At 62.4% G+C, this 22,516-nt stretch carries 44 protein-coding genes and 2 tRNA genes; 31 read left to right on the forward strand and 15 right to left on the reverse strand.

From position 1 onward, the window contains the following. From MAXJ12_RS12235 to MAXJ12_RS12265, 7 genes are all read right to left on the reverse strand, one after another. Positions 1–236 (reverse strand): hypothetical protein (locus tag MAXJ12_RS12235; RefSeq protein WP_008836179.1); only part of this gene is annotated, 236 nt, incomplete at its 3' end. Further along, positions 236–454, reverse strand: a complete 219-nt coding sequence (locus tag MAXJ12_RS12240) for a hypothetical protein (RefSeq protein ID WP_008836180.1) — start codon at positions 452–454, stop codon at positions 236–238. The genes MAXJ12_RS12240 and MAXJ12_RS12235, both read right to left, overlap by 1 nt. Beyond that, positions 454–1,056, reverse strand: coding sequence for a hypothetical protein (locus MAXJ12_RS12245; RefSeq protein ID WP_008836181.1), 603 nt, complete (start codon positions 1,054–1,056; stop codon positions 454–456). Before MAXJ12_RS12245 ends, MAXJ12_RS12240 begins: the two co-directional genes overlap by 1 nt. Continuing rightward, on the reverse strand, positions 1,053–1,448 hold the full coding sequence (locus tag MAXJ12_RS12250) for a hypothetical protein (protein ID WP_008836182.1): 396 nt from the start codon (positions 1,446–1,448) through the stop codon (positions 1,053–1,055). Before MAXJ12_RS12250 ends, MAXJ12_RS12245 begins: the two co-directional genes overlap by 4 nt. After that, positions 1,445–1,759: a hypothetical protein gene (locus MAXJ12_RS12255; RefSeq protein ID WP_008836183.1), complete on the reverse strand. Its 315-nt coding sequence runs from the start codon at positions 1,757–1,759 to the stop codon at positions 1,445–1,447. Before MAXJ12_RS12255 ends, MAXJ12_RS12250 begins: the two co-directional genes overlap by 4 nt. 3 nt (positions 1,760–1,762) lie before the next feature. Further along, complete coding sequence (locus MAXJ12_RS12260; protein ID WP_008836184.1) at positions 1,763–2,245, reverse strand: hypothetical protein; 483 nt, start codon at positions 2,243–2,245, stop codon at positions 1,763–1,765. Beyond that, complete coding sequence (locus MAXJ12_RS12265; protein WP_008836185.1) at positions 2,245–2,745, reverse strand: phage regulatory CII family protein; 501 nt, start codon at positions 2,743–2,745, stop codon at positions 2,245–2,247. The genes MAXJ12_RS12260 and MAXJ12_RS12265 overlap by 1 nt, the downstream gene beginning before the upstream one ends. A 215-nt stretch (positions 2,746–2,960) precedes the next feature. Here MAXJ12_RS12265 and MAXJ12_RS12270 point away from each other — a divergent pair, with 215 nt between their 5' ends. Both MAXJ12_RS12270 and MAXJ12_RS12275 read left to right on the forward strand, forming a co-directional pair. After that, a complete protein-coding gene (locus tag MAXJ12_RS12270) occupies positions 2,961–3,245 on the forward strand; it encodes a hypothetical protein (protein WP_008836186.1) in 285 nt (94 codons plus the stop codon). Positions 3,246–3,633: 388 nt separating this feature from the next. Continuing rightward, a complete protein-coding gene (locus MAXJ12_RS12275; protein WP_008836187.1) occupies positions 3,634–3,972 on the forward strand; it encodes a hypothetical protein in 339 nt (112 codons plus the stop codon). Between the two features lie 4 nt (positions 3,973–3,976). On the opposite strand, the gene MAXJ12_RS12280 is transcribed toward MAXJ12_RS12275, so the two are convergent. From MAXJ12_RS12280 to MAXJ12_RS40000, 3 genes are all read right to left on the reverse strand, one after another. Next, positions 3,977–4,252, reverse strand: a complete 276-nt coding sequence (locus tag MAXJ12_RS12280; protein ID WP_008836188.1) for a hypothetical protein — start codon at positions 4,250–4,252, stop codon at positions 3,977–3,979. Positions 4,253–4,339: 87 nt separating this feature from the next. Further along, entirely contained in the window at positions 4,340–4,468 is a 129-nt protein-coding gene (locus MAXJ12_RS39620) for a hypothetical protein (RefSeq protein ID WP_008836189.1), read from the reverse strand. 29 nt (positions 4,469–4,497) lie between these two features. Beyond that, positions 4,498–4,797 (reverse strand): helix-turn-helix domain-containing protein, encoded by a 300-nt coding sequence (locus MAXJ12_RS40000; RefSeq protein WP_085983933.1) that lies wholly within the window; start codon positions 4,795–4,797, stop codon positions 4,498–4,500. On the opposite strand from MAXJ12_RS40000, the gene MAXJ12_RS38195 reads away from it, so the two are divergent. The 4 genes from MAXJ12_RS38195 (at position 4,721) to MAXJ12_RS12305 (ending at position 6,770) form a co-directional block, all read left to right on the forward strand. Then, positions 4,721–5,176 (forward strand): hypothetical protein, encoded by a 456-nt coding sequence (locus tag MAXJ12_RS38195; protein WP_193364353.1) that lies wholly within the window; start codon positions 4,721–4,723, stop codon positions 5,174–5,176. The genes MAXJ12_RS40000 and MAXJ12_RS38195 overlap by 77 nt on opposite strands. 130 nt (positions 5,177–5,306) lie before the next feature. Further along, positions 5,307–5,768: a hypothetical protein gene (locus MAXJ12_RS12295; RefSeq protein WP_008836192.1), complete on the forward strand. Its 462-nt coding sequence runs from the start codon at positions 5,307–5,309 to the stop codon at positions 5,766–5,768. 306 nt (positions 5,769–6,074) lie between these two features. After that, complete coding sequence (locus tag MAXJ12_RS12300; protein ID WP_139043875.1) at positions 6,075–6,368, forward strand: hypothetical protein; 294 nt, start codon at positions 6,075–6,077, stop codon at positions 6,366–6,368. Beyond that, a complete protein-coding gene (locus MAXJ12_RS12305; RefSeq protein ID WP_008836194.1) occupies positions 6,369–6,770 on the forward strand; it encodes an HNH endonuclease in 402 nt (133 codons plus the stop codon). It abuts the gene before it with no gap. 98 nt (positions 6,771–6,868) lie between these two features. On the opposite strand, the gene MAXJ12_RS37615 is transcribed toward MAXJ12_RS12305, so the two are convergent. After that, complete coding sequence (locus MAXJ12_RS37615) at positions 6,869–7,552, reverse strand: hypothetical protein (protein ID WP_008836195.1); 684 nt, start codon at positions 7,550–7,552, stop codon at positions 6,869–6,871. 239 nt (positions 7,553–7,791) lie between these two features. On the opposite strand from MAXJ12_RS37615, the gene MAXJ12_RS36710 reads away from it, so the two are divergent. The 24 genes from MAXJ12_RS36710 to MAXJ12_RS12430 are packed head-to-tail and all read left to right on the forward strand — an operon-like array spanning position 7,792 to position 18,602. Beyond that, positions 7,792–8,007 carry a hypothetical protein gene (locus MAXJ12_RS36710; protein WP_139043876.1) on the forward strand — a complete coding sequence of 72 codons (216 nt, stop codon included), beginning with the start codon at positions 7,792–7,794 and terminating at the stop codon, positions 8,005–8,007. Positions 8,008–8,021: 14 nt separating this feature from the next. Next, a complete protein-coding gene (locus MAXJ12_RS12315) occupies positions 8,022–8,285 on the forward strand; it encodes a hypothetical protein (protein WP_008836198.1) in 264 nt (87 codons plus the stop codon). 35 nt (positions 8,286–8,320) lie between these two features. Continuing rightward, positions 8,321–8,569, forward strand: coding sequence for a hypothetical protein (locus tag MAXJ12_RS12320; protein WP_008836199.1), 249 nt, complete (start codon positions 8,321–8,323; stop codon positions 8,567–8,569). Then, a complete protein-coding gene (locus MAXJ12_RS12325) occupies positions 8,566–8,880 on the forward strand; it encodes a hypothetical protein (protein ID WP_008836200.1) in 315 nt (104 codons plus the stop codon). Before MAXJ12_RS12320 ends, MAXJ12_RS12325 begins: the two co-directional genes overlap by 4 nt. Then, positions 8,877–10,181 carry a hypothetical protein gene (locus MAXJ12_RS38200; protein WP_008836201.1) on the forward strand — a complete coding sequence of 435 codons (1,305 nt, stop codon included), beginning with the start codon at positions 8,877–8,879 and terminating at the stop codon, positions 10,179–10,181. Before MAXJ12_RS12325 ends, MAXJ12_RS38200 begins: the two co-directional genes overlap by 4 nt. Beyond that, positions 10,178–10,810: a hypothetical protein gene (locus MAXJ12_RS12340; RefSeq protein WP_008836202.1), complete on the forward strand. Its 633-nt coding sequence runs from the start codon at positions 10,178–10,180 to the stop codon at positions 10,808–10,810. The genes MAXJ12_RS38200 and MAXJ12_RS12340 overlap by 4 nt, the downstream gene beginning before the upstream one ends. Then, positions 10,807–11,382 carry a hypothetical protein gene (locus MAXJ12_RS12345; protein ID WP_008836203.1) on the forward strand — a complete coding sequence of 192 codons (576 nt, stop codon included), beginning with the start codon at positions 10,807–10,809 and terminating at the stop codon, positions 11,380–11,382. The genes MAXJ12_RS12340 and MAXJ12_RS12345 overlap by 4 nt, the downstream gene beginning before the upstream one ends. 1 nt (position 11,383) lies before the next feature. Further along, a complete protein-coding gene (locus MAXJ12_RS12350) occupies positions 11,384–11,719 on the forward strand; it encodes a hypothetical protein (RefSeq protein WP_040586053.1) in 336 nt (111 codons plus the stop codon). Continuing rightward, the gene (locus tag MAXJ12_RS12355; RefSeq protein ID WP_008836205.1) at positions 11,719–11,970 is read left to right on the forward strand and encodes a hypothetical protein; all 252 of its coding nucleotides are present in this window, start codon (positions 11,719–11,721) and stop codon (positions 11,968–11,970) included. The genes MAXJ12_RS12350 and MAXJ12_RS12355 overlap by 1 nt, the downstream gene beginning before the upstream one ends. A gap of 22 nt (positions 11,971–11,992) precedes the next feature. Further along, on the forward strand, positions 11,993–12,691 hold the full coding sequence (locus tag MAXJ12_RS12360) for a hypothetical protein (RefSeq protein ID WP_040586055.1): 699 nt from the start codon (positions 11,993–11,995) through the stop codon (positions 12,689–12,691). After that, positions 12,691–13,053, forward strand: coding sequence for a hypothetical protein (locus MAXJ12_RS12365; RefSeq protein WP_008836207.1), 363 nt, complete (start codon positions 12,691–12,693; stop codon positions 13,051–13,053). The genes MAXJ12_RS12360 and MAXJ12_RS12365 overlap by 1 nt, the downstream gene beginning before the upstream one ends. Next, a complete protein-coding gene (locus tag MAXJ12_RS12370) occupies positions 13,053–13,268 on the forward strand; it encodes an HTH domain-containing protein (RefSeq protein WP_008836208.1) in 216 nt (71 codons plus the stop codon). The genes MAXJ12_RS12365 and MAXJ12_RS12370 overlap by 1 nt, the downstream gene beginning before the upstream one ends. Further along, a complete protein-coding gene (locus MAXJ12_RS34390; protein WP_008836209.1) occupies positions 13,258–14,382 on the forward strand; it encodes a DUF5131 family protein in 1,125 nt (374 codons plus the stop codon). Before MAXJ12_RS12370 ends, MAXJ12_RS34390 begins: the two co-directional genes overlap by 11 nt. After that, positions 14,379–14,615 carry a hypothetical protein gene (locus MAXJ12_RS12380; protein ID WP_008836210.1) on the forward strand — a complete coding sequence of 79 codons (237 nt, stop codon included), beginning with the start codon at positions 14,379–14,381 and terminating at the stop codon, positions 14,613–14,615. Before MAXJ12_RS34390 ends, MAXJ12_RS12380 begins: the two co-directional genes overlap by 4 nt. Beyond that, positions 14,615–14,863, forward strand: coding sequence for a hypothetical protein (locus tag MAXJ12_RS12385; protein WP_008836211.1), 249 nt, complete (start codon positions 14,615–14,617; stop codon positions 14,861–14,863). The genes MAXJ12_RS12380 and MAXJ12_RS12385 overlap by 1 nt, the downstream gene beginning before the upstream one ends. Continuing rightward, positions 14,860–15,198 (forward strand): hypothetical protein, encoded by a 339-nt coding sequence (locus MAXJ12_RS12390; protein WP_008836212.1) that lies wholly within the window; start codon positions 14,860–14,862, stop codon positions 15,196–15,198. Before MAXJ12_RS12385 ends, MAXJ12_RS12390 begins: the two co-directional genes overlap by 4 nt. Beyond that, the gene (locus MAXJ12_RS12395; protein ID WP_008836213.1) at positions 15,195–15,395 is read left to right on the forward strand and encodes a hypothetical protein; all 201 of its coding nucleotides are present in this window, start codon (positions 15,195–15,197) and stop codon (positions 15,393–15,395) included. The genes MAXJ12_RS12390 and MAXJ12_RS12395 overlap by 4 nt, the downstream gene beginning before the upstream one ends. A 23-nt stretch (positions 15,396–15,418) precedes the next feature. Further along, positions 15,419–15,634, forward strand: coding sequence for a hypothetical protein (locus MAXJ12_RS12400; RefSeq protein ID WP_202946683.1), 216 nt, complete (start codon positions 15,419–15,421; stop codon positions 15,632–15,634). Then, on the forward strand, positions 15,631–15,828 hold the full coding sequence (locus MAXJ12_RS12405; RefSeq protein WP_008836215.1) for a hypothetical protein: 198 nt from the start codon (positions 15,631–15,633) through the stop codon (positions 15,826–15,828). Before MAXJ12_RS12400 ends, MAXJ12_RS12405 begins: the two co-directional genes overlap by 4 nt. Beyond that, on the forward strand, positions 15,821–16,141 hold the full coding sequence (locus tag MAXJ12_RS12410) for a hypothetical protein (protein WP_008836216.1): 321 nt from the start codon (positions 15,821–15,823) through the stop codon (positions 16,139–16,141). The genes MAXJ12_RS12405 and MAXJ12_RS12410 overlap by 8 nt, the downstream gene beginning before the upstream one ends. Beyond that, a complete protein-coding gene (locus MAXJ12_RS12415) occupies positions 16,138–16,515 on the forward strand; it encodes a DUF4326 domain-containing protein (RefSeq protein ID WP_008836217.1) in 378 nt (125 codons plus the stop codon). The genes MAXJ12_RS12410 and MAXJ12_RS12415 overlap by 4 nt, the downstream gene beginning before the upstream one ends. After that, a complete protein-coding gene (locus tag MAXJ12_RS12420) occupies positions 16,512–16,763 on the forward strand; it encodes a helix-turn-helix transcriptional regulator (RefSeq protein WP_008836218.1) in 252 nt (83 codons plus the stop codon). Before MAXJ12_RS12415 ends, MAXJ12_RS12420 begins: the two co-directional genes overlap by 4 nt. Continuing rightward, positions 16,760–17,986, forward strand: a complete 1,227-nt coding sequence (locus MAXJ12_RS12425; RefSeq protein ID WP_157999631.1) for a tyrosine-type recombinase/integrase — start codon at positions 16,760–16,762, stop codon at positions 17,984–17,986. The genes MAXJ12_RS12420 and MAXJ12_RS12425 overlap by 4 nt, the downstream gene beginning before the upstream one ends. Beyond that, positions 17,970–18,602, forward strand: a complete 633-nt coding sequence (locus MAXJ12_RS12430) for a hypothetical protein (RefSeq protein WP_008836220.1) — start codon at positions 17,970–17,972, stop codon at positions 18,600–18,602. The genes MAXJ12_RS12425 and MAXJ12_RS12430 overlap by 17 nt, the downstream gene beginning before the upstream one ends. Before the next feature lie 9 nt (positions 18,603–18,611). Here MAXJ12_RS12430 and MAXJ12_RS12435 read toward each other — a convergent pair. Together MAXJ12_RS12435 and MAXJ12_RS12440 are read right to left on the reverse strand one after the other, a co-directional pair. Beyond that, positions 18,612–18,685, reverse strand: a tRNA-Cys gene (locus MAXJ12_RS12435). 124 nt (positions 18,686–18,809) lie between these two features. After that, positions 18,810–19,055, reverse strand: coding sequence for a PGPGW domain-containing protein (locus MAXJ12_RS12440; RefSeq protein ID WP_420492374.1), 246 nt, complete (start codon positions 19,053–19,055; stop codon positions 18,810–18,812). A gap of 214 nt (positions 19,056–19,269) precedes the next feature. On the opposite strand from MAXJ12_RS12440, the gene MAXJ12_RS12445 reads away from it, so the two are divergent. Beyond that, positions 19,270–19,344 (forward strand) — tRNA-Asn (locus tag MAXJ12_RS12445). A gap of 1,009 nt (positions 19,345–20,353) precedes the next feature. Here the strand turns inward: MAXJ12_RS12445 and MAXJ12_RS12450 are convergent. Beyond that, positions 20,354–21,136: a hypothetical protein gene (locus MAXJ12_RS12450; protein ID WP_008836223.1), complete on the reverse strand. Its 783-nt coding sequence runs from the start codon at positions 21,134–21,136 to the stop codon at positions 20,354–20,356. A 1,157-nt stretch (positions 21,137–22,293) separates the two neighbouring features. Continuing rightward, a complete protein-coding gene (locus MAXJ12_RS35170) occupies positions 22,294–22,494 on the reverse strand; it encodes an HNH endonuclease (protein ID WP_085983936.1) in 201 nt (66 codons plus the stop codon). Positions 22,495–22,516 lie beyond the last annotated feature (22 nt).

The following is a 22,516-nucleotide window of genomic DNA, read 5'->3' on the forward strand; positions in this document are numbered from 1 at the left end:
TATTCCGTCAGCAGGGCCATGATGTCGTCGCGGCCTTCCGGCGTGACGTGGGCGAATGCGCAGCCGACGACGCCGGTCAGGACGCCGCACAGGAAGCATTCGAGTTGCCGGGTCGAATCCAGCCTGGCGAAGCGCGGCGCTGCGCGCGCGGCGAGCAGCATGTCAGCGATGTGGACACGGAACTTTTCCGCGACCGCATCGAAGTCGTCATTGGGGTTGAAGGGTCTCGCCGGCATCAGAACGACCTCGGCGGAACGATCCGGCAGCGCCGGTTGCCGTAGAATTCGACGCGCCCGAGATGACAGAGCGCGTTCCAGGTCGACCTCATGAAGGGAGCCTTGTCGCCCTGCGCGTAGAGCACCTGGTGCGACTTGTCGGCGAAGACGCCGTCGCCGCCATGATCAGCGAGCCATTTCAGCGCATCCCGCAGGGCTGGTGACATCGCCGCCGCCATCACGCAGCGTCTCCGGCTGCGACTGCTGCGAGGGCCTTTGGCCAGAGGTCTGCCTCTGCCAGACGCCAATGCCCAGCACCCTCAAGCCATTCGCGAGTATCCTCCTCGCCTTCGTCGGCAATGCGGTTGATCAGGTCGTCAAGCGCGTCCTCGGGATCGCACAAGACCCGATCGGCGAAGGTCAGGCACTCTTCGCAGACGACTTCGCCAGCTACGATCTGCGCACCGGAATCCGAATGCGTTTCGTAACCGCATCGTTCGCAGCAATGGCCGAGATCGGCGCGCAGCCAGTCAGCCGGCCGGATGGTGTCCGGGTCGCGGCCGTCCCAGGCCGGCATGCGCGTGACAAATTCGGGATCAAATTCGCATTCATCATCGCCGCGATCTTGGACCCACATCCGAAAAGCCTGCTCGGCATTTTCCGCGACATATGCATGCCAGTCATATTCGCCTGGCGTTCCGACAACGAAAGCAGGCAAGACGGCAGCCGGCGCGGAGGCGGGCGACGCTGCCAAGGCTGCGCCGCCCGCAGGCATGGTCGCGACGACGGCCGCAGCCGAGGCGCTGGCGAGGAATGAGCGGCGGGATAGCGCAAGGCTCATTCCGCCGCCTCACGAACTGGCTCAGCCTTCGCCGGCTTCCTGAAATGCTTGTCGCCGCGCTGGCGCTTCGTCTCGATCGCCACGGCATGCGAGCCGAGATTGTCCAGCTCCGGCGAATAGCTGCCGTCAGTGTCCAGCTCCCGCGCCCGCAGGATCTCGGCTTTCAGAACCTTGCGCACCTGGCGCAGTTCTTCCTGAAACATGGCGATCTGCGTTTCGAGCCCGATCTCGCGCCCGCGCAGCTCGTCCATCAGTTCATCGGATTTCCTGCGCTCGACCTCGATCAGCGTCGGCGCCGGCAGGGCCAGCGCCGCATCCATCTCGGTGTCCAGCCTGTCGAACGCGTCGGCAAGCCCGTCGGCGCGCTGGAATATTCGCGAAAGCCAGTTCATGAGCGCTTCCCCTGCTTCTTCCATGCGTTGAGAATCTTGGTGACCAGCACTTCCTTGACGCCGGTTGCCTTGGAGATCGCGGCGGCGTTGCCCTGCCCTGCCAAGGCGAAGACCAGCTTCACCTGCTCGTCGAGTTCGGCGTCCGAGACAGGATCCCCGCGCATCTGTCCGAGGCGGGCGGCGAAGCCGGCGTCGAACAGCATCTGGGCGTAAGCCGAGGCGGAGTAGCCTTTGGTCTTGCCGATCTCATGCAGGCGCTGATGCGCCTTCGGCGGAACCTTGATCGTGATGGAGACGTCGTTTGCCGCCATCGCCTAATCCTCCCAGATGATGCGATAGAGGCCGGGTCGGCCGGAACGCGACGGTTCGATGACCTCGACCATGCCAGCCTCGGCCAGAGCCTTGAGGAGCAGGCCGGGATAGGTGCCGTCGACATCCGCGTCGCGCGCCAGCTGCAGGAGGGTTGCCCGCCCCCGACCCTCGGCATCGACACGTCCAGCGAGCGCTGCCCAAACCCGCGCTGCCGGAATGGAGACCTTGTGACGCCGGGCAAAGCCGATCGCGTCAAAGCGCTTGCGATCGAAGCGAGGGGCGTCCTTAACCTGAGCCTGTCGAAGGGCCGCAGACTTTGCGTCGAGGATCGTATCGAAGTGCTGTTGCACGAAGGCGTTGACGGTGAGACCTGCCTTGCGCGCCGCGATTTCGATCCGCGTTGCGGTCAGCCGGTCGCACTTCACCGAGTAGCGGAAGAATGTTTCCTGCCGTTCCGCGCGTGAGGAAGCGATGTGGCCGAGCATTACTTCGCGCCGCCATGGATCAGCGAAAGGCCTTCGCCGCCGCGCGCACTGGCGGCGGCCTTGCGCAGCTCGGAGACGGAGCGCTCCAGGGCGGCAGCTTGCCGGTCAATGCCGGCGGCTTCGGTCGGCGTCAGCCTGCCATCGGCGAAGGCCATGGCGCCCTTAGCCATCAGCTCGCCGGCCTGCACCACAACCTCGGCATGGCTGGCCATGATGCAGGCATTGGCCGCCTCGGCGGTGTCGCTGGGGTCTGCAAGCCGCCGACCATGCAGCTCGGCCATCGCCGCTGTCACCAGCGGGCATCGGCAGTCGGCTTCCAGCATCAGCACGACGGCCAGCGGCATCAGGTTTGGGCTGTCATTATGGTTGAAGCGGCCCATCTCCGTTTTCGAGACGAACGCTTTTTCGGCAGCTCTCTCAATGCCGCCGGTGCGCTCGATCAGGTCGCGCTGCGCAGCCTTGAGGCGATAGAACCAGGCGCTCGGCATCGTGTCGGACATCGTCAAATCCCTTTGGACAAAAGAATTCCCACGCCGGGAAAACCCGACGTTGTTTCCCGTGGTGGGAAAGCGGTGGATGACTCAAAGTGCGGGCGTGAAAGTCCTCACGGGGGTCCGCATGCCTGTTTGCTCTTCGTTGATTGAGTGCAGTAGCTTCCGAAATCCGGGAGTTCGACGTGTCGCCATCCCGGAAAGGTGGATGGAGGATTATCGAGATGACGACCGAGACAGACCGGGACGTGGATATTCGCGAACTTTACGCGCGCTATCGCGTCCTCAAGGCAATCCAGACACAGCTTCTGCTTACAACCGCAGCTCGATCGGGCGACCCCAAGGAATTCGTCCAGTCGCTCATGCTTCACGTCGAGGAGACGTTCCGCATGGCGAAGCAAAGCGCCACCGCAGGTCAGTCGCAAGCGGTGGCGGATTCGGTCGACTTTCTTCGCGACTACTCGATGCGCCTCATCGCGGCGCTGACGCCAAATGCCACGCGGCAGTAACGTCTTCATTTGCCACCTCGCGCGAACCGATTGATTGGCGCACGCTCGAACTCCGGCAGATCGGCCAGGTCCTGGGCATCGCTGGACAATGTGAAAACCGCGCCGGCAAGCGTGTGACCGAATCCCGGCGCGGTTTCGTCCTGCCCGGGGCGGGGTTGGGGCGGACAGGAATGGGAAGGCGCCGCCACGGATGCGGGAGGAGGTGCATCCGTGGCGGCTGCGGTCTGCCCGGGAGGAGGTGGGCAGGATGGAAAACGCGGCACGAGCCGGCCGGTGAAGGGAGCGACGCTCATTCGGCGGCCCTCGCCAGATTGGATGCCCGTTCCGCGTGGGGACGGAACGGGCTAACCTCCATGGAATCGCCAAACCCCATGGAAGGAATGATCTCATGCTCGATAACGAAGAGCCGCGCTTGCGGCCCGCCTATCTCGCCGGCAGGCTGCAGGCGCTGGAAGCGTTGCTGCTCGCCGCATGCTCCGAGCTTCCCGAGCGTGCTATGCACCACATTGCCCGGGCCGCGGACGACATCCGCCGCGAAGCCGAAGCGAACCGGGAACGAAGCGACATCTGGCGCGACCGCGCCGACGGTATGTGGGAGGTCGCCGTCCAGCTCGACGAGGCGCTTTCGTGCCAGATCGAAGAACTCGGCGAAGGCGCGCGTGTTCGCACCGTCCAGCCTGCGCCAATCCATCCGGACGAGCAATTGTTTCCGGACAAGGGCTGGTAGTCTCTCAGTCGATTCCGACCATCTCGGCTTCGTAGTGGTCGGCAACGTCGTCGAGGCCGCGCGCACGCATGCCTTCGAGAATGCCGTTTTTGCGCCAGTCTCTGAACCGCGCGACGCGACGGCCTTCGAACTCGGCCTTGCGCGCGGCGAAGGCGGCGTCGCGCGTGTGCCGCTCCTTGTCCCGGCGCCAGGCATAGCTTGGCGAGACGAGGTCCTGTTTGTGGCCGGTGACGCGCCGGTCGCCATTGCGCAGAAAGTGAGCAACCGATGATCGCTGCATGGCAGGCTCCTTGTGGCGGTGAAGGGAGAGGCGCTCATGAGGCCAGTCCCGTTTGGAGATACGTCAATGACGCGTGAGGACCGGAGATCACGTGTTGACCTCCACAACGCGCGACTGAAAGCGCCCATCCTCGAAATAGGTTTCGACGCGGAAAGCCGGATCTGCGCGCTTTTTGACGACCAGCGCGGCCAGCCGCGTACAGAGGCGCTTCAGCATGGCGAGTTTCCCCATAGACGGAGCAGCGCTCATTCGGCTGCCACCTGGTGTTCCGGACATAAAGCATCCGCCGTCCCGTTGTCGGCCGCCTCGGTAAGCAAGGCGAGCAGGCGCCGGACCGGGCCGGACAAGGCCTGTCCGTTTTCCATCCGCGAGATGCTGGAACGATCGACCCCGAGGAAACGGGCAAGCCGATCCTGCGTCCATCCGATCCGGTCGCGAAGCGCTCTTACGTCAAAAGGATTATGATCCATGGGCAGGAACGTGCATAACGCACACCACATTGTCAAGGCGAAACGCACACCGGTTCCGTGCTTTATGCACATCATGGCTTATGATGATCGTCCTGAACCGGCAAAACGGCTGCAGATCGCGCGCGAAGCGGCGAAATTCGGAACTGCCAAAGCCGCAGCCCTGCGATTCGGTTGGAACAAAGACAGCTATTATCAGCACGAGAACGGCACGCGCGGCATTGGGCGCGCCGCCGCCAAGTATGCAAAGGCATTCAAGGTCAGCGAGGCATGGCTTCTCACCGGCGAGGGCCAAGGGCCAGGCGAAGCGCGGAAGTTCAAGGATCCCCGCCTCGAGGAACTCTGGCTTGAGCGGCCTGATATTGCTGCAGTCGTCACCGAGGGTATAGAACAGCAAATCGAGACCGCATATGAAGCTAGCGGCCTCGGTGAAAAGAACGACCGCAAGAAACAGTAACGATTAGTTAACCTCCGTGCCGTTTACCGTTGAAAACTACCTGCTCGCCTAAATTGTGACTTGCATTTCGGGCGGCCCTGAAAGCGCTATTGCAGCCGGCTTGAGGCTGCACAAAAAAAGGGCGTAGGGCATGAGCGAAATGCGCGACGGCGGAGCCGTCGACATCGAATCTATCAAACAGGCAAGAGATGAAGATCAGCAGGACGATCATGAACTTTTAGGCGTTCAGGCAGTCGTCCATCCAGACGGTAGCGATGCGCGGATCGTGCTGCATACCACACAAGGAAGCATACCTCTTTCCGTGTCCTTCGATAGAATTGAAGCTGCCTATACCGAGATCCGGCAGGCAGCAATGCTGATGTTCTACCGCCAAACCGAGCCAAACAATAGCGGGCCCAACCCAGTAAACGAGCTATGCCGAACGGCAAGAAGGCCGAAAACGGTTTCGGTCATCGTCGATCGGCGTACTGGTGACCGCCTATTCGTGCAGCAGTTCCCTGATCATCTGCCGACCGTCACAAGAATGTCGGCCGAGACGGTGAACCAGATGATCGACGACATCACTTTTCTCGCGGCAAAAACGTCCAACTAATCCGTCACGCTGCACGTTTTTTTCAAAGTTGGCGTGCGTATTGCACATTTTTGTTGACTTGTGAGTGTGCGTTATGCACGATGCGCCTTCTTCATATGAGGAGGCCCACATGGCGGTCAAACGCGAACCGTGTCCCTTCGACGCTTCCAGGCGTCTGAAGGTCGAAGACCTAGACGGCAAGTTTCATGTCCGCTGCCGCACTTGCGGTGCGCAAGGCCCTGAGCGGGGCAGCTGGGCTGAAGCTGAAGAGGCATGGAACACGCGGGCCTCGCAAAGCACGGGCGACGGCGACGGCAGGCGGCGCCAGTGAGCACCATCATCACCTTCCAGGACCCGCGCGAATTCGCAGCCGAGGATCGCGCCAGGTCGTTTCTCGAAGCAGCCGGCTTCTCGGTCGGTCGCGAGCAGGCTCATGCTCCGCGCGGCATTCTCTTCGGCTCCTACGACATCCAGAAGTGGCGCAACCTTTCCGCCGCCCATCGTGAGGCCCTTCACGGCGTCATGACCGGTAACGGCCGCACAGGCCCGGTCAAGGTCGAGATATTCGACACCGCGCCTGATGCCGCCAAGGCTGCTCTTGCAAATTGCGAGGCCGCATAGATGCCCCGCATCTCCGACCCCCACGGTGGGCGCTCCGTGTCCGAATGGTTAGGCTCAACGCCCGACAGCGTTCCCCCGCAATGGGTCCGCGACCGCGTCTTTTCCCGCGCCGGCAAGCGTTGCCACATCACCGGCCGCAAGATCAGGCCTGGCGAGAAGTGGCAGCTCGAGCACGTCAAGCCGCTGTCACTGGGCGGCGAGAACCGCGAGCGTAATCTCGCCCCTGCCCTGACAGCACCGCACCGGCAGAAGTCGGCGAGCGAGGCTGATCACCGCGCCAGGGCCGATCGGCGCCGCCGTAAACAGGATGGCACCTGGCCCAGGCCTGTCGGTAATGCCCGGCTGCAGTCGCGGCAGTTTCAGAAATCCAGACCCATTTTCCAGCACGAGGAGAGAAGCTGATGCGCCATGTCGGCTCATTCGAGGGCGAGCGCCTGGCGCGATCGGCCGGTTACGGGACGCAGACAGTGCCGAACGCTTGGTGGCGCGGGATGAGCCGCCTAGCCCGTGGGGCGAACGATTTCCCTAGCCAGTCGCATCCCGCGCATCGGGAACCAGTTGCCGAACAGGCGGCGCCATCCGCGGACCCTGTAGCGGTGTTTGCGCGCCTCTTCCTCGGCCAGCGTGGCGTTGACCGCCGCATTGTAGGCGAGCGCCTGGACCGCGCGGTAGACCGGCGGTTCGCCCGACGCGATGCGCTGCATGGTCCCGCGGGCGCGCTTGAGCTGGATCTCGTCGCAGGGCCCTTCCTCGAGATCGGCGAGCAGGTCGTGATAACGGCCGCGAAACACCCTGTGCTCGCGTGCCGCGCCAGCCGGGTCGAGCACGAGAAGCAGCACGCCGGACAGAGCCGACACGCCGAGAACGGCGACGGCGAGGCCGGGCAGGTTCTCCGCCAGCACCGCAATGGCGCTGGTTCCCAGCATCACCTGCAGCCCAATGAGGACGCGGTTCAGCCGCGACAGAAACTGCTCTCGCGCGGCATGGTAGGAAATGTTTTCGCGGATATGGAAGCGCAGCCCGTAAGCCGGATCGTCCGCGGCTATCTCCGAGGCGGTGGCGGGGGCGGGGGCGCGAACGGCACCTCCGTTTTCCGGCCCGGGTCGAAGGGCGGTGGGAATGCTGGCGGGCTTGGCGACGGTGGTGGCGGTGGCGTGGTCCGCGGCGGATTTGTTGCGCGCCATATTGGCAGCTCCATCGGGATAGCTCCTCGTCAATTCAAGGGTTCGAGGGGTTATGCGGGGCCGGTCGACCCCATCGGTCGGCCCCGCTTCTGTCCGCATATTGGCACATTCGACGGCGCGCGCAAGCGGTGGGCCGGCCCTGTGCAGGCTATCAATTGCAGCGACACCCTCACCTCAATCATCTTCGCCGTCATCGTCATGTACACGATCATGGCTTCCGGCTTCGCCATGGTGCTGCAATGAGCGGCGCACGTACCGCGCCGCGCGGTCAGCGCCCCTGCTTCATTTCCACGGCGCAAGAGCGGGAGTTCGAAATGCTGGTTGGCTATGCCCGCCAAGGCATTTCCTCATGCGGCGACGATCACGCCCGCTCCGCACTGGAGGCGCTGGTCCCACTGTCCCACGACATCGATGCGGTCGTTCGCTGCGCCCGTGCCGACTTGCTAACCCCCTGAAAGGAAACACTCCCATGCGTACTACGCTTTTGATTTCCGCTCTCGCACTCACCGTCGCGAGCTGCGCGACCCCGCCGAACCGGATCAAGCCGATTGCCAACGCGGCCCCCTGCACTTCGCAAGACCGTGTTCGGCTGGCCGAGATCTCCAAGGTCCAGGCCGCGACCGCCACCAACGATGCGGTCGGGGTCTTCCTCGTTGGCCTCCCGGTCGGATCGATGGTCGGCGGCGCCGATCACAAGCAGGAAATTGGCTTGCTCAAAGGCCGCTGCGGCTGACCTTTCCTAACCCAATCCTACCCGGAGAGCCCGAGATGACAACTGCAGCCGCCAAGCACACCGCCCTGAGCGCGAAAATGAAATTGAACCCGCAAGAGAAGCGTCTTTTGGCTGCGTGTTGCGGGCTCCCAGAGGGAAAGGGCGTCCCTGTGGGACAGGAGTGGAAGAAGGTCGCGCGCTCCCTGACCCGCAAAGGGTTGGCGTGGACCATGGAGAGCATCTTCATGGTCTGTATCGCAACTGACGAGGGCCGCGCTGTTCTCGCCGAGGCCCGCCCATCATGACCGAAGCAGCGAAACGTACGCCGGGAACTTGGACCGCATACGAGAGCGCCGGGTTTAAGGGCGAATGGGGCGTCCAGACCGACGATCCGGCAATGGTCGAGGCTGGTGACGAGATCATAGTCTACCCGAGCCTCAGTGAGGAATACGCGCGCCGGATCGCAGCCGCTCCCGACATGCTGGCGGTGCTAAGGGATTTCGTCTCCGAAACTCGCGCCTATAGCTCGCCGGAATGCGATGAATGCGAGATCGTCGGCCCCCTTCTGCGCGCCGCTGACGCCGCCATCGCCAAGGCGGAGGGCCGCCCGTCATGACCCAATCAGACAAAGCGCTTGACCCGAAGGTGCTGGATGACGTGGACCTTCACGGATGGGCCCACCAACGGCACGCCTTCCTGCGCCAGCACGCCGAAATCTTCACGAACGAGGTGGGGAACGAAATCCTCCTAGTAGCCTGGCGTTCAGCCAAAAACCCTATCGCTATCCGCTACATCCTTGAGGGGCCGTGTAGCCACGCCGAGCAACAGATGACGCCGATGGAGGCCGAAAGGCTCATTCATCATCTGCAAGCTGCGTTGGGGCAAACGGCAAAGGAACCCACTGGGCTTCCGTCTGATCATGCCGAGCTGGTGAAGAGGCTAAGCAAAGTTGCCGATCATCTTGCCGAGCAACCGAGAACGCCCAGCGAGGATGAATGGTTGGCGACTCTCCGCGAAGCCATCACCGCCCTTAAGCGCGCACCGCGGCCGGTTGTCTGCCGCGTGTTGGAGTACAGGCACAGTTCAGGCTTCCCGGACTATTACGTCAGCGTTGAGCGCAACGGCAAAAGTCTCACGCCGTACAAGAGCAAGAGCAAGGGCCGCGTCGAATATTCAGTTGCCGAGTGGGAGTGGCTGCTTAACGACGGCCCAAAGCCTGACATTCTCACCTATGACGACACAATCCCATCAGACGCCACCCCTCCAGCGTCCCAGCCTATCGGCAAGCTGGACGAGCAGATCAAACACATGGTTGGCCGCTTCCTTGGCTGGAAACTGCCGGAAAACTTCAGCCCGGATGGTGGCATCAGCTTCAAGCGCGAGTTCAACGAGAACACGCCTTATCCCATGAAGCACGAGCCGGTCGGCACCAACCTGCTCGACGCGATCCAGGCTGAGGCAATGGTGCGCCACATGATCAAGGGGTTGGCGACCGACGCCCTCGAAGAGCAAGGGGGAGCGCCCCAGCCTATCGGCGGCGACGTGGCCAAACTAGTGGAAGCGCTGAAGGCGATCCCCGAGTTCCTCACAGACATGAAGCATACGGGGAGAGCCGAGATGACCGAAGCAGCGAAACCAACCCTCTGGTGCGTCAACATCATCGGCCCGGACGATGTGGTCGCGGTGGCGAGCTATCTTGAGGCAATTTGGCAGGCCAGCGCATTCAATTCATGGTGGGTGCAGTATCGCACCATCAAGCCGCTCCACGAGCAATTAGACGCCCGCATGTGGGCTGCTCCGATCGAATGGCCCCATAGCGCCGAATCCCACGCGGAATCGCTGGCTAGCCCGCCCGATGAATACGCATGGCTCGCCGCCCGCCCCGCCCTAGTAAGGGCGGAAAGGATAGACCGATGAGCAAGTCCGAAAACTGCCTACTGATCGAGCGGATTACCGATGCTATCTGCGATAGCTACGAGTTCGACAAGGAAAGCAATGGGTACTACGACACGCCGCTAACCTATCTGTTGCGCGATATTAAAGCCGCCCTCTCAGCGCAAGGGGAAGCGCTCCAGCCCGCGGCGAGCGGCTGGGGTAGTCTCAAGGAAGGCGACCGCGTTTCATGCACTGACTATGGCGTCATCGATTCCATAGACGAAGAAGGCATCGCAGCGGTGGTGTGGGAGGTTTCGGGATGCGTCGGCGATGTAGACCTTGATCGTCTCGTCCCTGCCTCCCCGCCAGCGCCACAGCAGGTTCAAACCGCCCGGGAAGGTGTTCTCACCGATCGGCAATGGATGCTGCTGAAGAAGGCCGCGGACGAAGGCGGTATCTACCCGCAGCCGGCTCTGCCCGACCACCCAGGAAGCTGGGACGGCGACGTCTGCGCTCTGTCTGAAATGGGATTGCTCGACACCTCGCAAGAGGCGCCAGGCGCTCCAGGCAGGCCGCGCAACGTACCCGGCCCGAAGGACGGCCCGCGGACGGCCTGGCATGTGCTGACCGAAAAGGGCCGAGCCGCTCTGGCGGAGGCCAGCCCGTCATGACCGAAGCAAAGACGCCGACCGTGCCGTTGAAGCCCGGATACTATTGGGCGAAGTGGCGCATTGCTGCTGACGGCACCCATGAAGGCGATGAACTGACGCCTTCCGATACGTGGGAGATCGTCCAGGTCAATAAGAACATCGTCGATTGGGAGGACAACCCCGAAGAACACGAAGCCCTTTCCGTCGCGGTTACCGGCGTTCTGGAAACACAGTGGCGCGATTGCTTCGTGTGGGGGCCGAAGGTTGCTGACCTCGGATCAACCAAGCCCGTCCTGTCTGTAGGGACCTTCGACGAGATGAAGAAGGCGCTTACGGCCGCATCCCATGCGCTCCGATCCTATCAGTACGGCAATAGCGCGCCCGACCTGGCGCAATCGACGGCCGACCTTTGCGACGCTGCCCTCTCCGGAACGTCAAATGCCGTTGAGCCGTGCCTGTCGGGCGCCGAGAAGAAGGCCCAAGGCCAGCGCTGCGGCTGCCGAGGCTCTGACGACTACTGCCCATGCCAGAACGCGCCGGACAGAGAAACCCGCCGCGCACGCACCGCTCTCGCTGCTCGCAAGGAGGACTAAAATGAGCCCGCTAGATCGCCTCGTCGACTTCCACCGCGAGCGCGCTTTCGAACCAACGCGCGAAACCGCCTTCCGGGTGGACCGTGCCGATGGCCCCCATGCCGGCGACGTGCACTGGCCATTGGATCATGTCGAGATCGCGCCTGGGATGCCCTGCGCCATGGGTCCGGAATGCCACTGCACCATGCAGATGGCGAAGAGCTGCGAGTGGAAGGCGCTCTCGCAAGCCGCCCTCCCCGGCCCGCTCTACGGCTGGGTCGAGAAGGTCCTGCTCGGCTCGATCATCCTGCTCGGCGTCGTCGCCTTCGCCGCCGGCTACAGCTGGGGAGCGATCTGATGGCTGACCTTCGCGTAGAGAACCCGCAAACCACCGAAGCGTTCGTCGCAGCGCTCGCCGAGCAGATGATCAAGCTGCCGCTTGGCGTCAGCAAGGACGAGCCGGGCGTCGTCTTCGATGCTGACGGCGAACCGGTCTTCGTGGTCGACGTCAATAACGAGCGGCCAGACGACCAGGTCCAGCAGATCGCCATGTGGATCGTGCTCGCCGTCAACACCTGCGGCGGCTTCAAGCTGACTACAAATGACTGAGCGAGTTCAAAAGGAGAAGATGATGACTGAACCCGTTACGGCGGCCGTGCCCGCCAATATCGCCGAGTTCATTGTGGCGGAGGTCCATCGGCAGACCGCCGAGGCTGCCTTGCGCGCCAAGGTCGAAGCGAAGATCGGCGAGTGTGTCAGCTCGGCCGTCGACAGCGCCTTCCGGTCCTATGGCGACGTCGGCAAGCAGATCGAGAAGGCCGTTGCGGCGTCGCTGAACATCGGCGACCGCATCGACGTGCCTGCCTACGGCAACATGGTCATGGCCGTGCTGCGCGCCAAGATGGATGAAGTTCTCGGCGAGCTCGTCAACAACCGCCTCGCGGCCGAGATGAACGACATCCTGTCGATCGCGCCCAAGGAGGTGAAGCTGTCGGCCGTGGTCGAGGCCATGATCGACGACATCGACAAGCACGATCGCTACGGCACCTACGCCACGTGCATTCTCGAAGAAAGCGAGCATGTCAGTGGCTACTGGACCATTTATCTGGATCCATCGTCGGATGTGAAGAAATACGATTGCGCGCTTCGCATCAGCGTCACCGGCGAAGGCGCGATTTATTCCCTCGTCTGCGACCGCAAGGACGCCAAGACCACCGTCGTAATGGGCGGCATGGATACCTACCAGAAGATGGTTTTCGCGGCCTATTGCTGCGGCTCCAAGTTCATCATCGACGATCCAGAACCTTCGACTGGGATCGGAGATTTCTGATGGACGTCACGACCGAAGCCACTCTGACCGACGATGCCTTCGAGTGGGCGATCGTCGAAATCATGGGCCACCGCAAGCTCTACGGCCGCATCCGTGAGGAGGAGCGGTTCGGTGCCAAGATGCTGCGCATCGACGTTCCGAAGCCGACGGCGCCGCGGACGCTCTTCGACGCCGCCGAGGGCAAGCCGGAGGAACCGCCGCTGACCTGGGTGACGCAATGGTATGGCGGGCCGGCCATCTTCTCTCTGACGCTTACCGACGAATCGACCGTGCTGCGGGCAAACCAGCCCTACGCGCCGGCGCAGCGCTACATCGCGCCGCCGGACCGGCATGACGATGACGACGACGAGCAGGTGTTCTGATGTCGCCGAAACGCAAGGCCCGCATGGGCCGCATCATCGATGCGATGGGCGACGGCGGCGTTAAGACCGCCGGCGCGATCGCCGAGAAGGAATGTGTCTCGGTTCGCACGATCTACCGCTACATGGCGAGCCTGCAGGCGACCGGCGCGATCCGGGGCGAAATCGGCGTCGGCTACATGCTGCGCAAGGCGAGGAGCCAGGCCAATGGGCGATAACACCGCAATCGAATGGACCGACGCAACCTGGAACCCGATCGGGGGATGTTCGATCAAGTCCGCCGGTTGCGCGCCATGCTACGCACAGCAGCTCGCCGGCACGCGCCTGAAGCATCACCCTCTGTATGCCGGCACGACGACGCTGGTTAAGGGCAAGCCGGTCTTCAACGGACACCTGACGGCGGCGCCGACAGATCATCCGGTCTGGACCTTCCCGCTGAGCTGGCGTGGCGCGAAGAACCCGGTGATGGGCCCGAACGCCCGCTCGCTGATCTTCGTCGGCGACATGAGCGACCTCTTCCACGAGGAGCGTTCGCTCGGCTACGCGATGCGGGTGTTCGAGATCGGCATGCGCTCCAGCCACATCCTGCAGCTACTCACCAAGCGGCCGGAACGGATGCTGGAATTCCTGAAACTCTGGCACGATCTCGGCACGCCGGACGAATGGGAACCGAAGCTCGCCAGCGGTCCCGAGGCGATACGCGCCGCACACAAGGCAGGCCGCGCGCGCCTCTTTGCCGACATGCTCGACACGATGGGCGATCCGCCGCCCGGCTGCGCATACCCATTCTATGACTGGGCCGGCGGGATCGCTGGCTGGGCCGGGCCTTTCAACATCTGGTTCGGTTTCTCGGCCGAGCGGCAGCGCGAGTTCGATGAACGGTGGCCCGCCATGCGGGAGATCGCTGCCATGGGCTACACCGTCTTCTGCTCCTATGAGCCGGCGATCGGCGCCCTTACCCTGCCGGCCGACTTCCTACAGCTCGGACGGAAAGCCTGGCTGATTGCCGGCGGCATGTCAGGCCGCAATGCCGATCGGCCGCCGCATCCCGCATGGTTCCGCGGCGTGCGCGACCAGTGCGCCGCTGCCGGCGTCCCGTTCCTGTTTAAGCAGTGGGGCAACTTCGCGCCAGCGCGTGAGTTTGCGCTTGTCGAAGGTGACAGGCCAATAACGGTTTTGCCGGACGGCCGGGTGCGAGAGTGGGATCCTGAATTCCCCGCCGCACGGCTGGTCGACCCCGAAATGGTGGCAATGCTTGAAGTCGGCAAGAAGGCCGCCGGCCGGCTGCTCGACGGTGTCGAGCACAACGGCTTTCCGGAGGCGCGGCCATGATCCGTTGGAAAGCCAATTTCAAGGGACAGGAAGTCGTCGGCATCGGCCTTGAGGCCGGGAACATCGAACGGCTGATGAACGGCGAGCCGGTTCGCGTGCCCGCCGCGTCTATGGGTCTGCCGTTCGACATCCTGATCCATTACGGCCGCGACAAGGATGCGCTGGTTGCCGAATTGGAATCGCTCGGCGCGCCGCTTCCTGAGCCGAAGCCTATACCGGATGGAGGCGCGTGATGCAGATCGGACGCATAGAGGGCTGCACCCGCGTGCTCGGCAAGTCGCAAGGCTATATCGGCCTGCCGCTTCGCGACGTGGTCATCAACTGCACTGTCGGCGGTGTGGGAACGCCGGCGATGGAAACCGCATGGTTTCCGACGCCGAAGGAGATCGAGGCGATCAATGCCGGCGCGCCTGTCATCCTGCGCGTGGTCGGAACGGGTCATCCGCCCGTCATGCTTTTTGTTGGCGAGGTGCCGGCATGATCCGCGTCACCTTCGAAATGCTGCCGCGCGGCAATGCCGACAAGGCGCGCACGATCGGCATCATGGAGATCGCCAACGTCGCCTGCTACCTCGACGGCACGGCCGACTACGCCGTCATCCTGAAAAAGACGCCGCCCTTTTCCGGCGCGCTCGATGCGGCGTGGAAGAAGGGCAAGCTCACCGCCGAACAGGGCGTCATCAACGGCGTCATGGCCGGCGAGGATGAGGAGACGATCACGGCGTTGGCCCAAGGCCACCACCGCACCCAGCGCGGCGTCTACGATCTGCTCTATCGCGCGCTCAAGGCCTGCGGCCTCGACCGGAGGAACCCATGATCGAGCGTCACTCCGGCAAGCAGCAGCTCGTCTGCGACTGTGGCGCGTCCCACAAGGTCTACGACGCCGACGACTTCACCATCATGATCACCGAGGCCAAGGCCCACGGCTGGAAGGTCCAGAAGGTCGCCGGAGAGTGGGAGCATAGCTGCCCCGATTGCGCCGCGCCGTCGGCGAGGAAAGGCACGCTGCTGTGACCGCAAGATCAAGCAAGCCATCGGTGCGGAATCCTGTTCTCGCGTTGCCGTCGGCCGAGCGACTGAAGTCGCTGCCGCCGGAGGCCCGCCAAGCCGTTGCCGACATCCTGCGCGATCTCTCGATCGATGCCCGCGCAAGAGCGCAGGTGAGCTGGCGGCGCAACAAGGGGCCGATGGCAGTCTACTGGAAAGCAGTCGGCGCTTACGCGACCCACCTTTACCGAGCGGTGCGGCCATGACCGGTCATCACCCGACAGACGCGAATGAAAAGCGCGCCTGCAAGGGCGGCGAGACCCGCTGCGTCCAGACGCTGATGTCTCACATGGAAGAGTGCCAGGTCTGCGGCACGGCCGTTGCGCGCGACCTGATCGACCATCCGTTCTTCGGCTTCGCTGCCGATTGCCCAAAGGCGGAGGAACAAGACGATGGCTGAGCAGACTGGACGGAGCAACCTACCGTGTTACGGCTGCTGGTGGATCGAAGGCGGGCGCTGCTATCAGGACAAGCTTGCCGATATCCACGGCTTAGAGAAAGCCCCGCGCAACGGTATAGGCGCTCCCGGCAACGGCCTCGAAATCACTGATAGCCTCATCACCGCATGCCTTGACCGTGGTGTCCATCAACGGAAGTCAGCAGTATATGGACGGCTAACCGCGCATTTGAAGGCGGCGGGCATCGAAGTGGTTCGCGTCAGCATTCCAAAGGGCTCCCTTGCCAGTGAGACAGTAGGAGGAGAGCCGCAGTGACCAAACCCGTCCGCCTTCGCCTCTCCCGCCGCGCCGGCTTCGACCTGCAAGCGCACTCGCGTCAGGTCAACGGCCTCGAGGCGGTGAATGTCGCCCGGCCGGGCGTTTGGGGAAATCCCTTCATCGTCGGCAAAGATGGTGACCGGGCCTATTGCGTCGACCTCTACAAGGCGCTGCTCGCCGGCATGATCCCGCTCGGCAAGAGCGTGCGTCACGGCGAGCTGCTGGCCGCGCGCCTGCGCGTCATAGCCGGCATCGATCGGCTGCGCGGAAAAAACCTCGCCTGCTGGTGCGCGCTCGACGGCAAGCCATGCCACGCCGAAGTTCTGCTCGACATCGCCAACAGGCCGATCTGCGAGGAGGTCGAATCGTGAAGGCGGTCGGCCAGCCCAACGTGCCGCGGCTCGGCCTCAACCGCGCCGAAGTGGCGCTGGCGCTCGGCGTCAGCCCCAACACGGTCGACGCCATGGTGGCCGATGGCAGCCTGCCGCCGCCCCGCCGCTGGCACAAGCGCATGTTCTGGCGCATCACCGAGATTGACGCGGCGATGTCGGAATGGCCTATTGACGGCGTCGAGCAGCCGGGCGCGGAGGCGCCCGACGAATGGAGGGCCGAGGCTTGACCCTTCAGCTGCTCGGCAGGCGCGAGGCTGAGGATGCCGGCATGGCGACGATCGACCTTCCCTTCATAGAGAAGAACCGGTCCAGGCACGGCCGCATGCGCTATTATTTCCGTGTCGACGGCGTGCGCCTCGCCCGCCTGCCCGACGATCCCGACACCGAAGAATTCTCGACGGCCTACTGGGCCAAGCGGAAGAAGCTCGAAACCGGCGCGCCGGCCGACAGGCAAGCCCCGCCAGACGATTTGAAGGGCCCGCCTGCCCCGAACACCTTTCGCTGGCTCTGCAGCCTCTACAAGGCGTCCGAGCCGTTCAGGAGGCTCGACGACACGACGCAGGCCAAGCGTCGCGCCATCATCGATTCCATGCTGCTGGAGCCGCTCAAGCCCGGCGGCGACCGCCTGTTCGCCAACATGCCGCTGACGGTCCTCGACGTCGCCAACATCACCGTTTTGCGCGACCGCAAGAAGGAAACGCCCTTCGCGGCCGATGAGCGGCTGAAAATCCTGCGCCAGGTGTTCGAGACGACCCGGCCGGGCAAGGACGGCAAGCCCGAAAGGATCCTGCCGCAGAACTTTGCGCGCCTGGTCGAACCGTTCCGGCGCCAGAGCGATGGCCACCACACGCTGCGCGACCACGAAATCGAGCAATATATCCGCCACCATGGCGTCCGCTCGAAGGCAGTGCTGGCGCTGGTACTCTTGATGTACACCGGGATCCGTGTTTCCGATCTGGCGGTGCTCGGGCCGCAGCATCGCCGCGCGGATCAGTTCACGCTGCGCCTGTTCAAGAACCGCAACCGCTCGCCGGTGACGCTGGTCCTGCCGATCCACCCGGTGCTGGACGCGGTGCTGGCCTGGCATCCGGTCAAGGGCATGAATTATCTCATCACCGAATACGGCAATGCCTATTCGGTGAAAGGGCTCGGCCAGCGGGTTTCGGAATGGTTCAGCCAGGCCAGCCTACCGCACTGCTCGGCGCATTCGGTCCGCAAGGGTCTCGCCACCGCCCTGTCGGAAAGCGAGGCGACCGATTCCATGCTGGACGGGTTCTTCGGCTGGAAGGACGGCAAGACGTCCAAGATCTACACCCGTCAGAAACAACAGGCTAAGCTCGCCAGACAGGCCGTCGCCCGCATCGATTGGGGCGAAATCGGGAACATGCTGCCCGAGGCCATAGAGGCTGGCGCCGACACGGCCGAGGCTCCGAATGAAGCCGCCTCTTGAAAACTGGCCGCTGCGCTTTGTCGAGACGAACCGGTCGCGACATGGGAAAGAGCGCTTCTATTTCCGACAGAGCACCGCCGGCCGCATTCGCCTGCCCGACCCGTACGCCGAGCCGGTCATCTTTCAGCAGGTCTATGATCGCTGCTTGAAGGCCTGCCCGCCAGTGTCGGCGAAGGTAGATGGCTCCCGGAGGAAGAAGCGAAATCCGCTCTACAGAGCGCTGCATCAGGCGGCATACAGGGCCAAGAAGAAGAAGCGCAGCTTTGATTTGACGCCCGGTTGGATGCTCGAGCAGCTGACCCGCCAGGAAAACCGCTGCGCGATTACCGGCATTACAATGGAGACGGTCTGGACCAGGGAGGATGCTCCCTATCGCGTCAGCATCGACCGGATTGAGAGCGGCCTCGGCTACACGCAAGGCAATTGCCGGCTTGTGATCCTAGCCGTCAACGTGGCGATGAATGAGTGGGGCCTGGACACCTATTTGAAGGTTGCTGCGGCGGCCATTTCGGGAACATCCTGCCACACCTTGCGGGATGGCTTGGGAACGGTTCAGGTCCAAGCTGCCACACCCAAGAACATTTCATTTGAATTTCAAGGGGATAGCGCGTCGTAAAACCGGCGTTGGAGGCCTCGCCCGGAATCGAACCGGGGTGCAAGGATTTGCAGTCCTCTGCGTAACCACTCCGCCACGAGGCCTCGCCGCTGCCGGCGTTCTACGATTGGCTCTGTTAACAGAGGGTATTCGGGGCGACAAGCGCCTTTGCTGATTAAAAAAACAGCCGGCGCGAGCATCCGGCGCCCGCTGTTCCCGCGCGCAGGCTTACTGGCTCGGCGGCCGTTTGCGGCGCCGCTCCCACCATACCACGCTGCGCCGGCGAAACCGCCGCACCGTCGCGAACTCGTAAGACAGGATCAGGACGCCGAGGGGCACCATCCAGAAGCCCAGCACCGGCAGGAATCCCAGAATACCGAGAATCACCAGCAGCATGCCGATCGCGATGCGCAGCCTGCGCGATTGCGGCATCGCCAGCTCGCGCCCGAAAAGCGGTATCTTGCGGCGGGGAATGTGGCGATGACTGCTGATTTCGGCTCTCCCGGTCGGCGCTATATGATTTCCATGACGGACGCAGCCGCAATCGCGCCCGCCGGCATCATATGATGGCGCTTGCGTTCCAATGCCACAGAGAGAGTGCCGAAATTCGCGCGAAAAAATAACGAATGCCGCTTTGCAAAGCCGAAATTGGTTTGCTATAGGCACCCTCGTTCACGCGAGCCTCTGTTCCCCGGTAGCTCAGTGGTAGAGCAACCGGCTGTTAACCGGTTGGTCGCTGGTTCGAATCCGGCCCGGGGAGCCAAGGCGCGTTGATTTTAAACGTCTTTTCCCGATTTTATAGATTTTCCCCGCTTTCCCTCCCCGCTTTTCGACGGGCTGCGCGAGGCTGACTTCCGGACCTTTCGTTGAGTCCCCAATGCACGCCGAGAAACAGACCGGCGCTACCTCCACCCCGCAATCCCGAGGCAGCGCCAGTCCAGACAGTGCGCGCCCCCCAAGGACGCAAAGGCCAAACGCTCTCGGGTTTCTCCCGCCCTAAAGTGGTCAGCGACGATATTTGCCGATGACCAAATGGTAAAATCAAGCGGCTCCAGGAGAGATTCCTCTGCTGTGTCTTGCCTGCCACTGGCTCAGCCAAAATCTACCGCTGCGGCTTAATTTCTCAGCCACGTCGGTGGTAAGTGCTTGGTGTGTTCCTCCGTGGCGGAACATCCGGCGTCGCGCCCCTCCCCCAACCCCGCCCAAACGCGACGCCGGCTCTCTACTCATCACGCCAAACCGGAACCCGCCGTAGCTTGACGTCGACAAGCCGCCTGACGCGGATCCCTTGGCGCTCGACCGCTGACAACGTTTCAAACGTGGCGCGCATCCATTCCCGATTGCCGCATCTCTCACAGCGCATCCGAATTGCGTCCGCAGGCACATCGCCCGCTAACCACTGGATGTCGGCCGGCACGTAATACCGCGCGATGTTGCAATGGCCGCACCGCGCGCGGACAAGCTGTCCGGCGCCATGCGCTTTGGAGAGTGTCCAGGCACTAGGTCGTTTCGGTGGTGGCTGTTCCGGCATGAGAACGAAATAGGAACAAATGCCTTCGGCGGTCAAGTGGATGGGGAGTCAAAAGATGACGCCCGCCGCCATGTGCGGACGCAAAGGAAATGCCGAAGGCGGCGATGATTAATGCATGCAGCGCCTCCTTCAATGAGGACTTGTTCTACCGATCTTCGCGCGGATGTATCCCCTTCAAACATGTATGCGGTTTTGCCGCCGAAAAGGCGGTGATGCTGTGAGAACGATTCGGATTGTGGCACTAAGCCGTCTTTTTTCGATGGTAGTTGTAATGCTGGGCGTTGTGTCTGGGTACGGCCAAGTGCATGCCAAGGTCGGAGTTCTTGCGTATGAAAACCCACAGGAACACGTCCTCAAACTCGTCTCCGGCGAGGTTCCTGCTCAGGAAATAACCGTAGAAGTAAACCGATTGGCCTTCGTCCGGTTTGTGAACGGCGTTGGGCGTCATCCTCAATGGGGGGCTGAGTTCGCTCGCCCCGATAGGAATATGGACCGGCTTCACCCGATGTTCGCTAGCGTGAGTGCCGGGTGGGGTAACGATCTCGGGGTAGTTGCCAGTGTCGCAGGTGTGCCAAGATTGATAAATCGTGTGCACTATGCCGACCGATCGGCCTTGGTTCTTGATTTGAAAGCTAAGTTCGGACGGGTTGAAAATGCCGTCCTTGAAGTAGTCCCCTTCTTTGACTTCGATGGTGAAGAAGGGCTCAAGCTCGGCCGCGGTGACTTTTTGGGCCTCAATGAGCATACCCTTGGAATGCTCGGCTGCATCGCGAGTATAGACGAGCGTTCGGCGAAGAAAGTAGAGGCCAATCCCCGTGAGTATTACGGCGATGACCGCCATCCACGCCATGATGGCTTGAGCGGGAAAATCACCAAGCAGCCACCAGGAATTTTGATTCCGATCCCCGTCTTTCTGCTGATTGTTCTGGCTATTGGGTGGGTCAGCGGGTTTCTGATTGAACACTTGAGCCAGAGTAGTGATACGCCCTGGCGCGCGGTGCTCATCTATTTTTGGGGTGCTCATGGCTGCTGTGGGCCTGATGCTCCTGTTGGCTTGGATGGTTTTTGGTGGGCTGTGAGAGAGTAGGCCCGCTAATCAGAATTGAGCCGAATACAACAACCGCGATCCAGCGAGGATACTTCATCTGCCGCCGCCCCGTTTCCCCTACCGGCAACTATCTGGCAGAATCGCCGTTACGGCAATAAGGAGCCGACAATGAACACAGACACCGAATCCCGCTTTTGACCGCCTTAGCCCTTGCGTGTTCTTACGCGGAATCACGCAAGGCTGTTGGCGAAAATCCAAGCGCTAGCTTCTCAGATCACGCAGCGTCGCATGCCGCAGTTGCTGCTCTCATAGACCGACTCCCGTCTGAGGGCACCAAAAAGCCCGCTGCACCTCCTCCCGCAGCGGGCTTTTTGTTTGATGTTCAGGTAAGGAGAAGGCGCTCGAAGGTCCGATTCACCGCTCCGACAGCCATTCTAGCGCTGACAAAATTGGACGCGGTGGATTGAGGGAGAGAAAGCCTCTTTAACCACCAACAATTAGATTAGTTTACAAGCAAAAGGGTTCATGGCTTAATCAAAATTCATAGATGCTCGGGGGGCTTCAATGCGGCGAGTAGTCGACTTTTTCGTTTTGGCATTCGTGATAAGTCTAACTGCGTGCGCGACCGGCGGGCAGACCACTATCGGAAACCCAGGCGGAGGCTCAGTCGCTCTCAGCCCTGGCAATTTCTGTGCCGGGAAGACCGCCAACTGCACGCAAGGTGCAATCCCCCCACCCGAAGCCAAACCGGCGACGGCCGAACCAACACCCGCGCCAAGCCAGGATCCAGTTGAGACTCCTACGGAATCTCCTGCCGAGGAACCCATCTGATGCGTGTCTGGCCAACCTTATGTGCAGTGCTGATCTCCCTTGGTGGATGCGTTGCCGAGGGAGGGCGAACAGTCGAGGGTGACCCTGCTGGAGGGGCAATGACTATTTCACCCAATATAACTATCAACCCTGGCGGGGGTGGACAGTCTCAGCAATCACAGCCGAGAATGTCTCATTATTGCAGTAGCCAAGCCGGCATGTGCCAGATGTACCAGGCCGGTCCCGTTGGTTACTCTTGTTACTGCCCAACTCCATATGGGCCAGCACCTGGCGTGATTAGTTAAGTCGTCCTTTTACGCCATTCAATTCCCATAGTGCTCGCCGCGCTTCAGCGTAGTGTAGCTGAGCCAATCGATAGAACCCCGCCCGGTGTTGCAATCACGGCAAGCCAGCGCGGTGTTATCGCGGGCATTTCGCCCACCGTCTGCGCGACGATCGAGGTGCTCTAGCGTTTCAGCGTCCGGGCGCCTGCTGTTCGAAAGTAAGCGTAGAGGAGGCCCCATCTGGCGGTGCTTGAAGGGATGA

It is taken from the genome of Mesorhizobium alhagi CCNWXJ12-2 (assembly GCF_000236565.1).
In the GTDB taxonomy this organism is placed as follows: Bacteria; Pseudomonadota; Alphaproteobacteria; order Rhizobiales; family Rhizobiaceae; genus Allomesorhizobium; species Allomesorhizobium alhagi.

What these genes read in the sequence shown, in the direction of transcription:
- MAXJ12_RS12305 (WP_008836194.1), top strand. Translation starts at nt 6,369, where the DNA reads ATGCCCCGCATCTCCGACCCCCACGGTGGGCGCTCCGTGTCCGAATGG.
- MAXJ12_RS12450 (WP_008836223.1), bottom strand. Translation starts at nt 21,136, where the DNA reads ATGAGCACCCCAAAAATAGATGAGCACCGCGCGCCAGGGCGTATCACT.
- MAXJ12_RS38195 (WP_193364353.1), top strand. Translation starts at nt 4,721, where the DNA reads ATGGGCAGGAACGTGCATAACGCACACCACATTGTCAAGGCGAAACGC.
- MAXJ12_RS12295 (WP_008836192.1), top strand. Translation starts at nt 5,307, where the DNA reads ATGAGCGAAATGCGCGACGGCGGAGCCGTCGACATCGAATCTATCAAA.
- MAXJ12_RS12325 (WP_008836200.1), top strand. Translation starts at nt 8,566, where the DNA reads ATGACCGAAGCAGCGAAACGTACGCCGGGAACTTGGACCGCATACGAG.
- MAXJ12_RS12395 (WP_008836213.1), top strand. Translation starts at nt 15,195, where the DNA reads ATGATCGAGCGTCACTCCGGCAAGCAGCAGCTCGTCTGCGACTGTGGC.
- MAXJ12_RS38200 (WP_008836201.1), top strand. Translation starts at nt 8,877, where the DNA reads ATGACCCAATCAGACAAAGCGCTTGACCCGAAGGTGCTGGATGACGTG.
- MAXJ12_RS12245 (WP_008836181.1), bottom strand. Translation starts at nt 1,056, where the DNA reads ATGAGCCTTGCGCTATCCCGCCGCTCATTCCTCGCCAGCGCCTCGGCT.
- MAXJ12_RS12380 (WP_008836210.1), top strand. Translation starts at nt 14,379, where the DNA reads ATGATCCGTTGGAAAGCCAATTTCAAGGGACAGGAAGTCGTCGGCATC.
- MAXJ12_RS12340 (WP_008836202.1), top strand. Translation starts at nt 10,178, where the DNA reads ATGAGCAAGTCCGAAAACTGCCTACTGATCGAGCGGATTACCGATGCT.
- MAXJ12_RS34390 (WP_008836209.1), top strand. Translation starts at nt 13,258, where the DNA reads ATGGGCGATAACACCGCAATCGAATGGACCGACGCAACCTGGAACCCG.
- MAXJ12_RS40000 (WP_085983933.1), bottom strand. Translation starts at nt 4,797, where the DNA reads ATGATGTGCATAAAGCACGGAACCGGTGTGCGTTTCGCCTTGACAATG.
- MAXJ12_RS12240 (WP_008836180.1), bottom strand. Translation starts at nt 454, where the DNA reads ATGGCGGCGGCGATGTCACCAGCCCTGCGGGATGCGCTGAAATGGCTC.
- MAXJ12_RS12345 (WP_008836203.1), top strand. Translation starts at nt 10,807, where the DNA reads ATGACCGAAGCAAAGACGCCGACCGTGCCGTTGAAGCCCGGATACTAT.
- MAXJ12_RS12355 (WP_008836205.1), top strand. Translation starts at nt 11,719, where the DNA reads ATGGCTGACCTTCGCGTAGAGAACCCGCAAACCACCGAAGCGTTCGTC.
- MAXJ12_RS37615 (WP_008836195.1), bottom strand. Translation starts at nt 7,552, where the DNA reads ATGGCGCGCAACAAATCCGCCGCGGACCACGCCACCGCCACCACCGTC.
- MAXJ12_RS12255 (WP_008836183.1), bottom strand. Translation starts at nt 1,759, where the DNA reads ATGGCGGCAAACGACGTCTCCATCACGATCAAGGTTCCGCCGAAGGCG.
- MAXJ12_RS12260 (WP_008836184.1), bottom strand. Translation starts at nt 2,245, where the DNA reads ATGCTCGGCCACATCGCTTCCTCACGCGCGGAACGGCAGGAAACATTC.
- MAXJ12_RS12390 (WP_008836212.1), top strand. Translation starts at nt 14,860, where the DNA reads ATGATCCGCGTCACCTTCGAAATGCTGCCGCGCGGCAATGCCGACAAG.
- MAXJ12_RS35170 (WP_085983936.1), bottom strand. Translation starts at nt 22,494, where the DNA reads ATGGGGCCTCCTCTACGCTTACTTTCGAACAGCAGGCGCCCGGACGCT.
- MAXJ12_RS12385 (WP_008836211.1), top strand. Translation starts at nt 14,615, where the DNA reads ATGCAGATCGGACGCATAGAGGGCTGCACCCGCGTGCTCGGCAAGTCG.
- MAXJ12_RS12270 (WP_008836186.1), top strand. Translation starts at nt 2,961, where the DNA reads ATGACGACCGAGACAGACCGGGACGTGGATATTCGCGAACTTTACGCG.
- MAXJ12_RS12265 (WP_008836185.1), bottom strand. Translation starts at nt 2,745, where the DNA reads ATGTCCGACACGATGCCGAGCGCCTGGTTCTATCGCCTCAAGGCTGCG.
- MAXJ12_RS12430 (WP_008836220.1), top strand. Translation starts at nt 17,970, where the DNA reads ATGAAGCCGCCTCTTGAAAACTGGCCGCTGCGCTTTGTCGAGACGAAC.
- MAXJ12_RS12405 (WP_008836215.1), top strand. Translation starts at nt 15,631, where the DNA reads ATGACCGGTCATCACCCGACAGACGCGAATGAAAAGCGCGCCTGCAAG.
- MAXJ12_RS12370 (WP_008836208.1), top strand. Translation starts at nt 13,053, where the DNA reads ATGTCGCCGAAACGCAAGGCCCGCATGGGCCGCATCATCGATGCGATG.
- MAXJ12_RS12360 (WP_040586055.1), top strand. Translation starts at nt 11,993, where the DNA reads ATGACTGAACCCGTTACGGCGGCCGTGCCCGCCAATATCGCCGAGTTC.
- MAXJ12_RS12250 (WP_008836182.1), bottom strand. Translation starts at nt 1,448, where the DNA reads ATGAACTGGCTTTCGCGAATATTCCAGCGCGCCGACGGGCTTGCCGAC.
- MAXJ12_RS12365 (WP_008836207.1), top strand. Translation starts at nt 12,691, where the DNA reads ATGGACGTCACGACCGAAGCCACTCTGACCGACGATGCCTTCGAGTGG.
- MAXJ12_RS12315 (WP_008836198.1), top strand. Translation starts at nt 8,022, where the DNA reads ATGCGTACTACGCTTTTGATTTCCGCTCTCGCACTCACCGTCGCGAGC.
- MAXJ12_RS36710 (WP_139043876.1), top strand. Translation starts at nt 7,792, where the DNA reads ATGAGCGGCGCACGTACCGCGCCGCGCGGTCAGCGCCCCTGCTTCATT.
- MAXJ12_RS39620 (WP_008836189.1), bottom strand. Translation starts at nt 4,468, where the DNA reads ATGCTGAAGCGCCTCTGTACGCGGCTGGCCGCGCTGGTCGTCAAAAAG.
- MAXJ12_RS12350 (WP_040586053.1), top strand. Translation starts at nt 11,384, where the DNA reads ATGAGCCCGCTAGATCGCCTCGTCGACTTCCACCGCGAGCGCGCTTTC.
- MAXJ12_RS12410 (WP_008836216.1), top strand. Translation starts at nt 15,821, where the DNA reads ATGGCTGAGCAGACTGGACGGAGCAACCTACCGTGTTACGGCTGCTGG.
- MAXJ12_RS12275 (WP_008836187.1), top strand. Translation starts at nt 3,634, where the DNA reads ATGCTCGATAACGAAGAGCCGCGCTTGCGGCCCGCCTATCTCGCCGGC.
- MAXJ12_RS12280 (WP_008836188.1), bottom strand. Translation starts at nt 4,252, where the DNA reads ATGCAGCGATCATCGGTTGCTCACTTTCTGCGCAATGGCGACCGGCGC.
- MAXJ12_RS12320 (WP_008836199.1), top strand. Translation starts at nt 8,321, where the DNA reads ATGACAACTGCAGCCGCCAAGCACACCGCCCTGAGCGCGAAAATGAAA.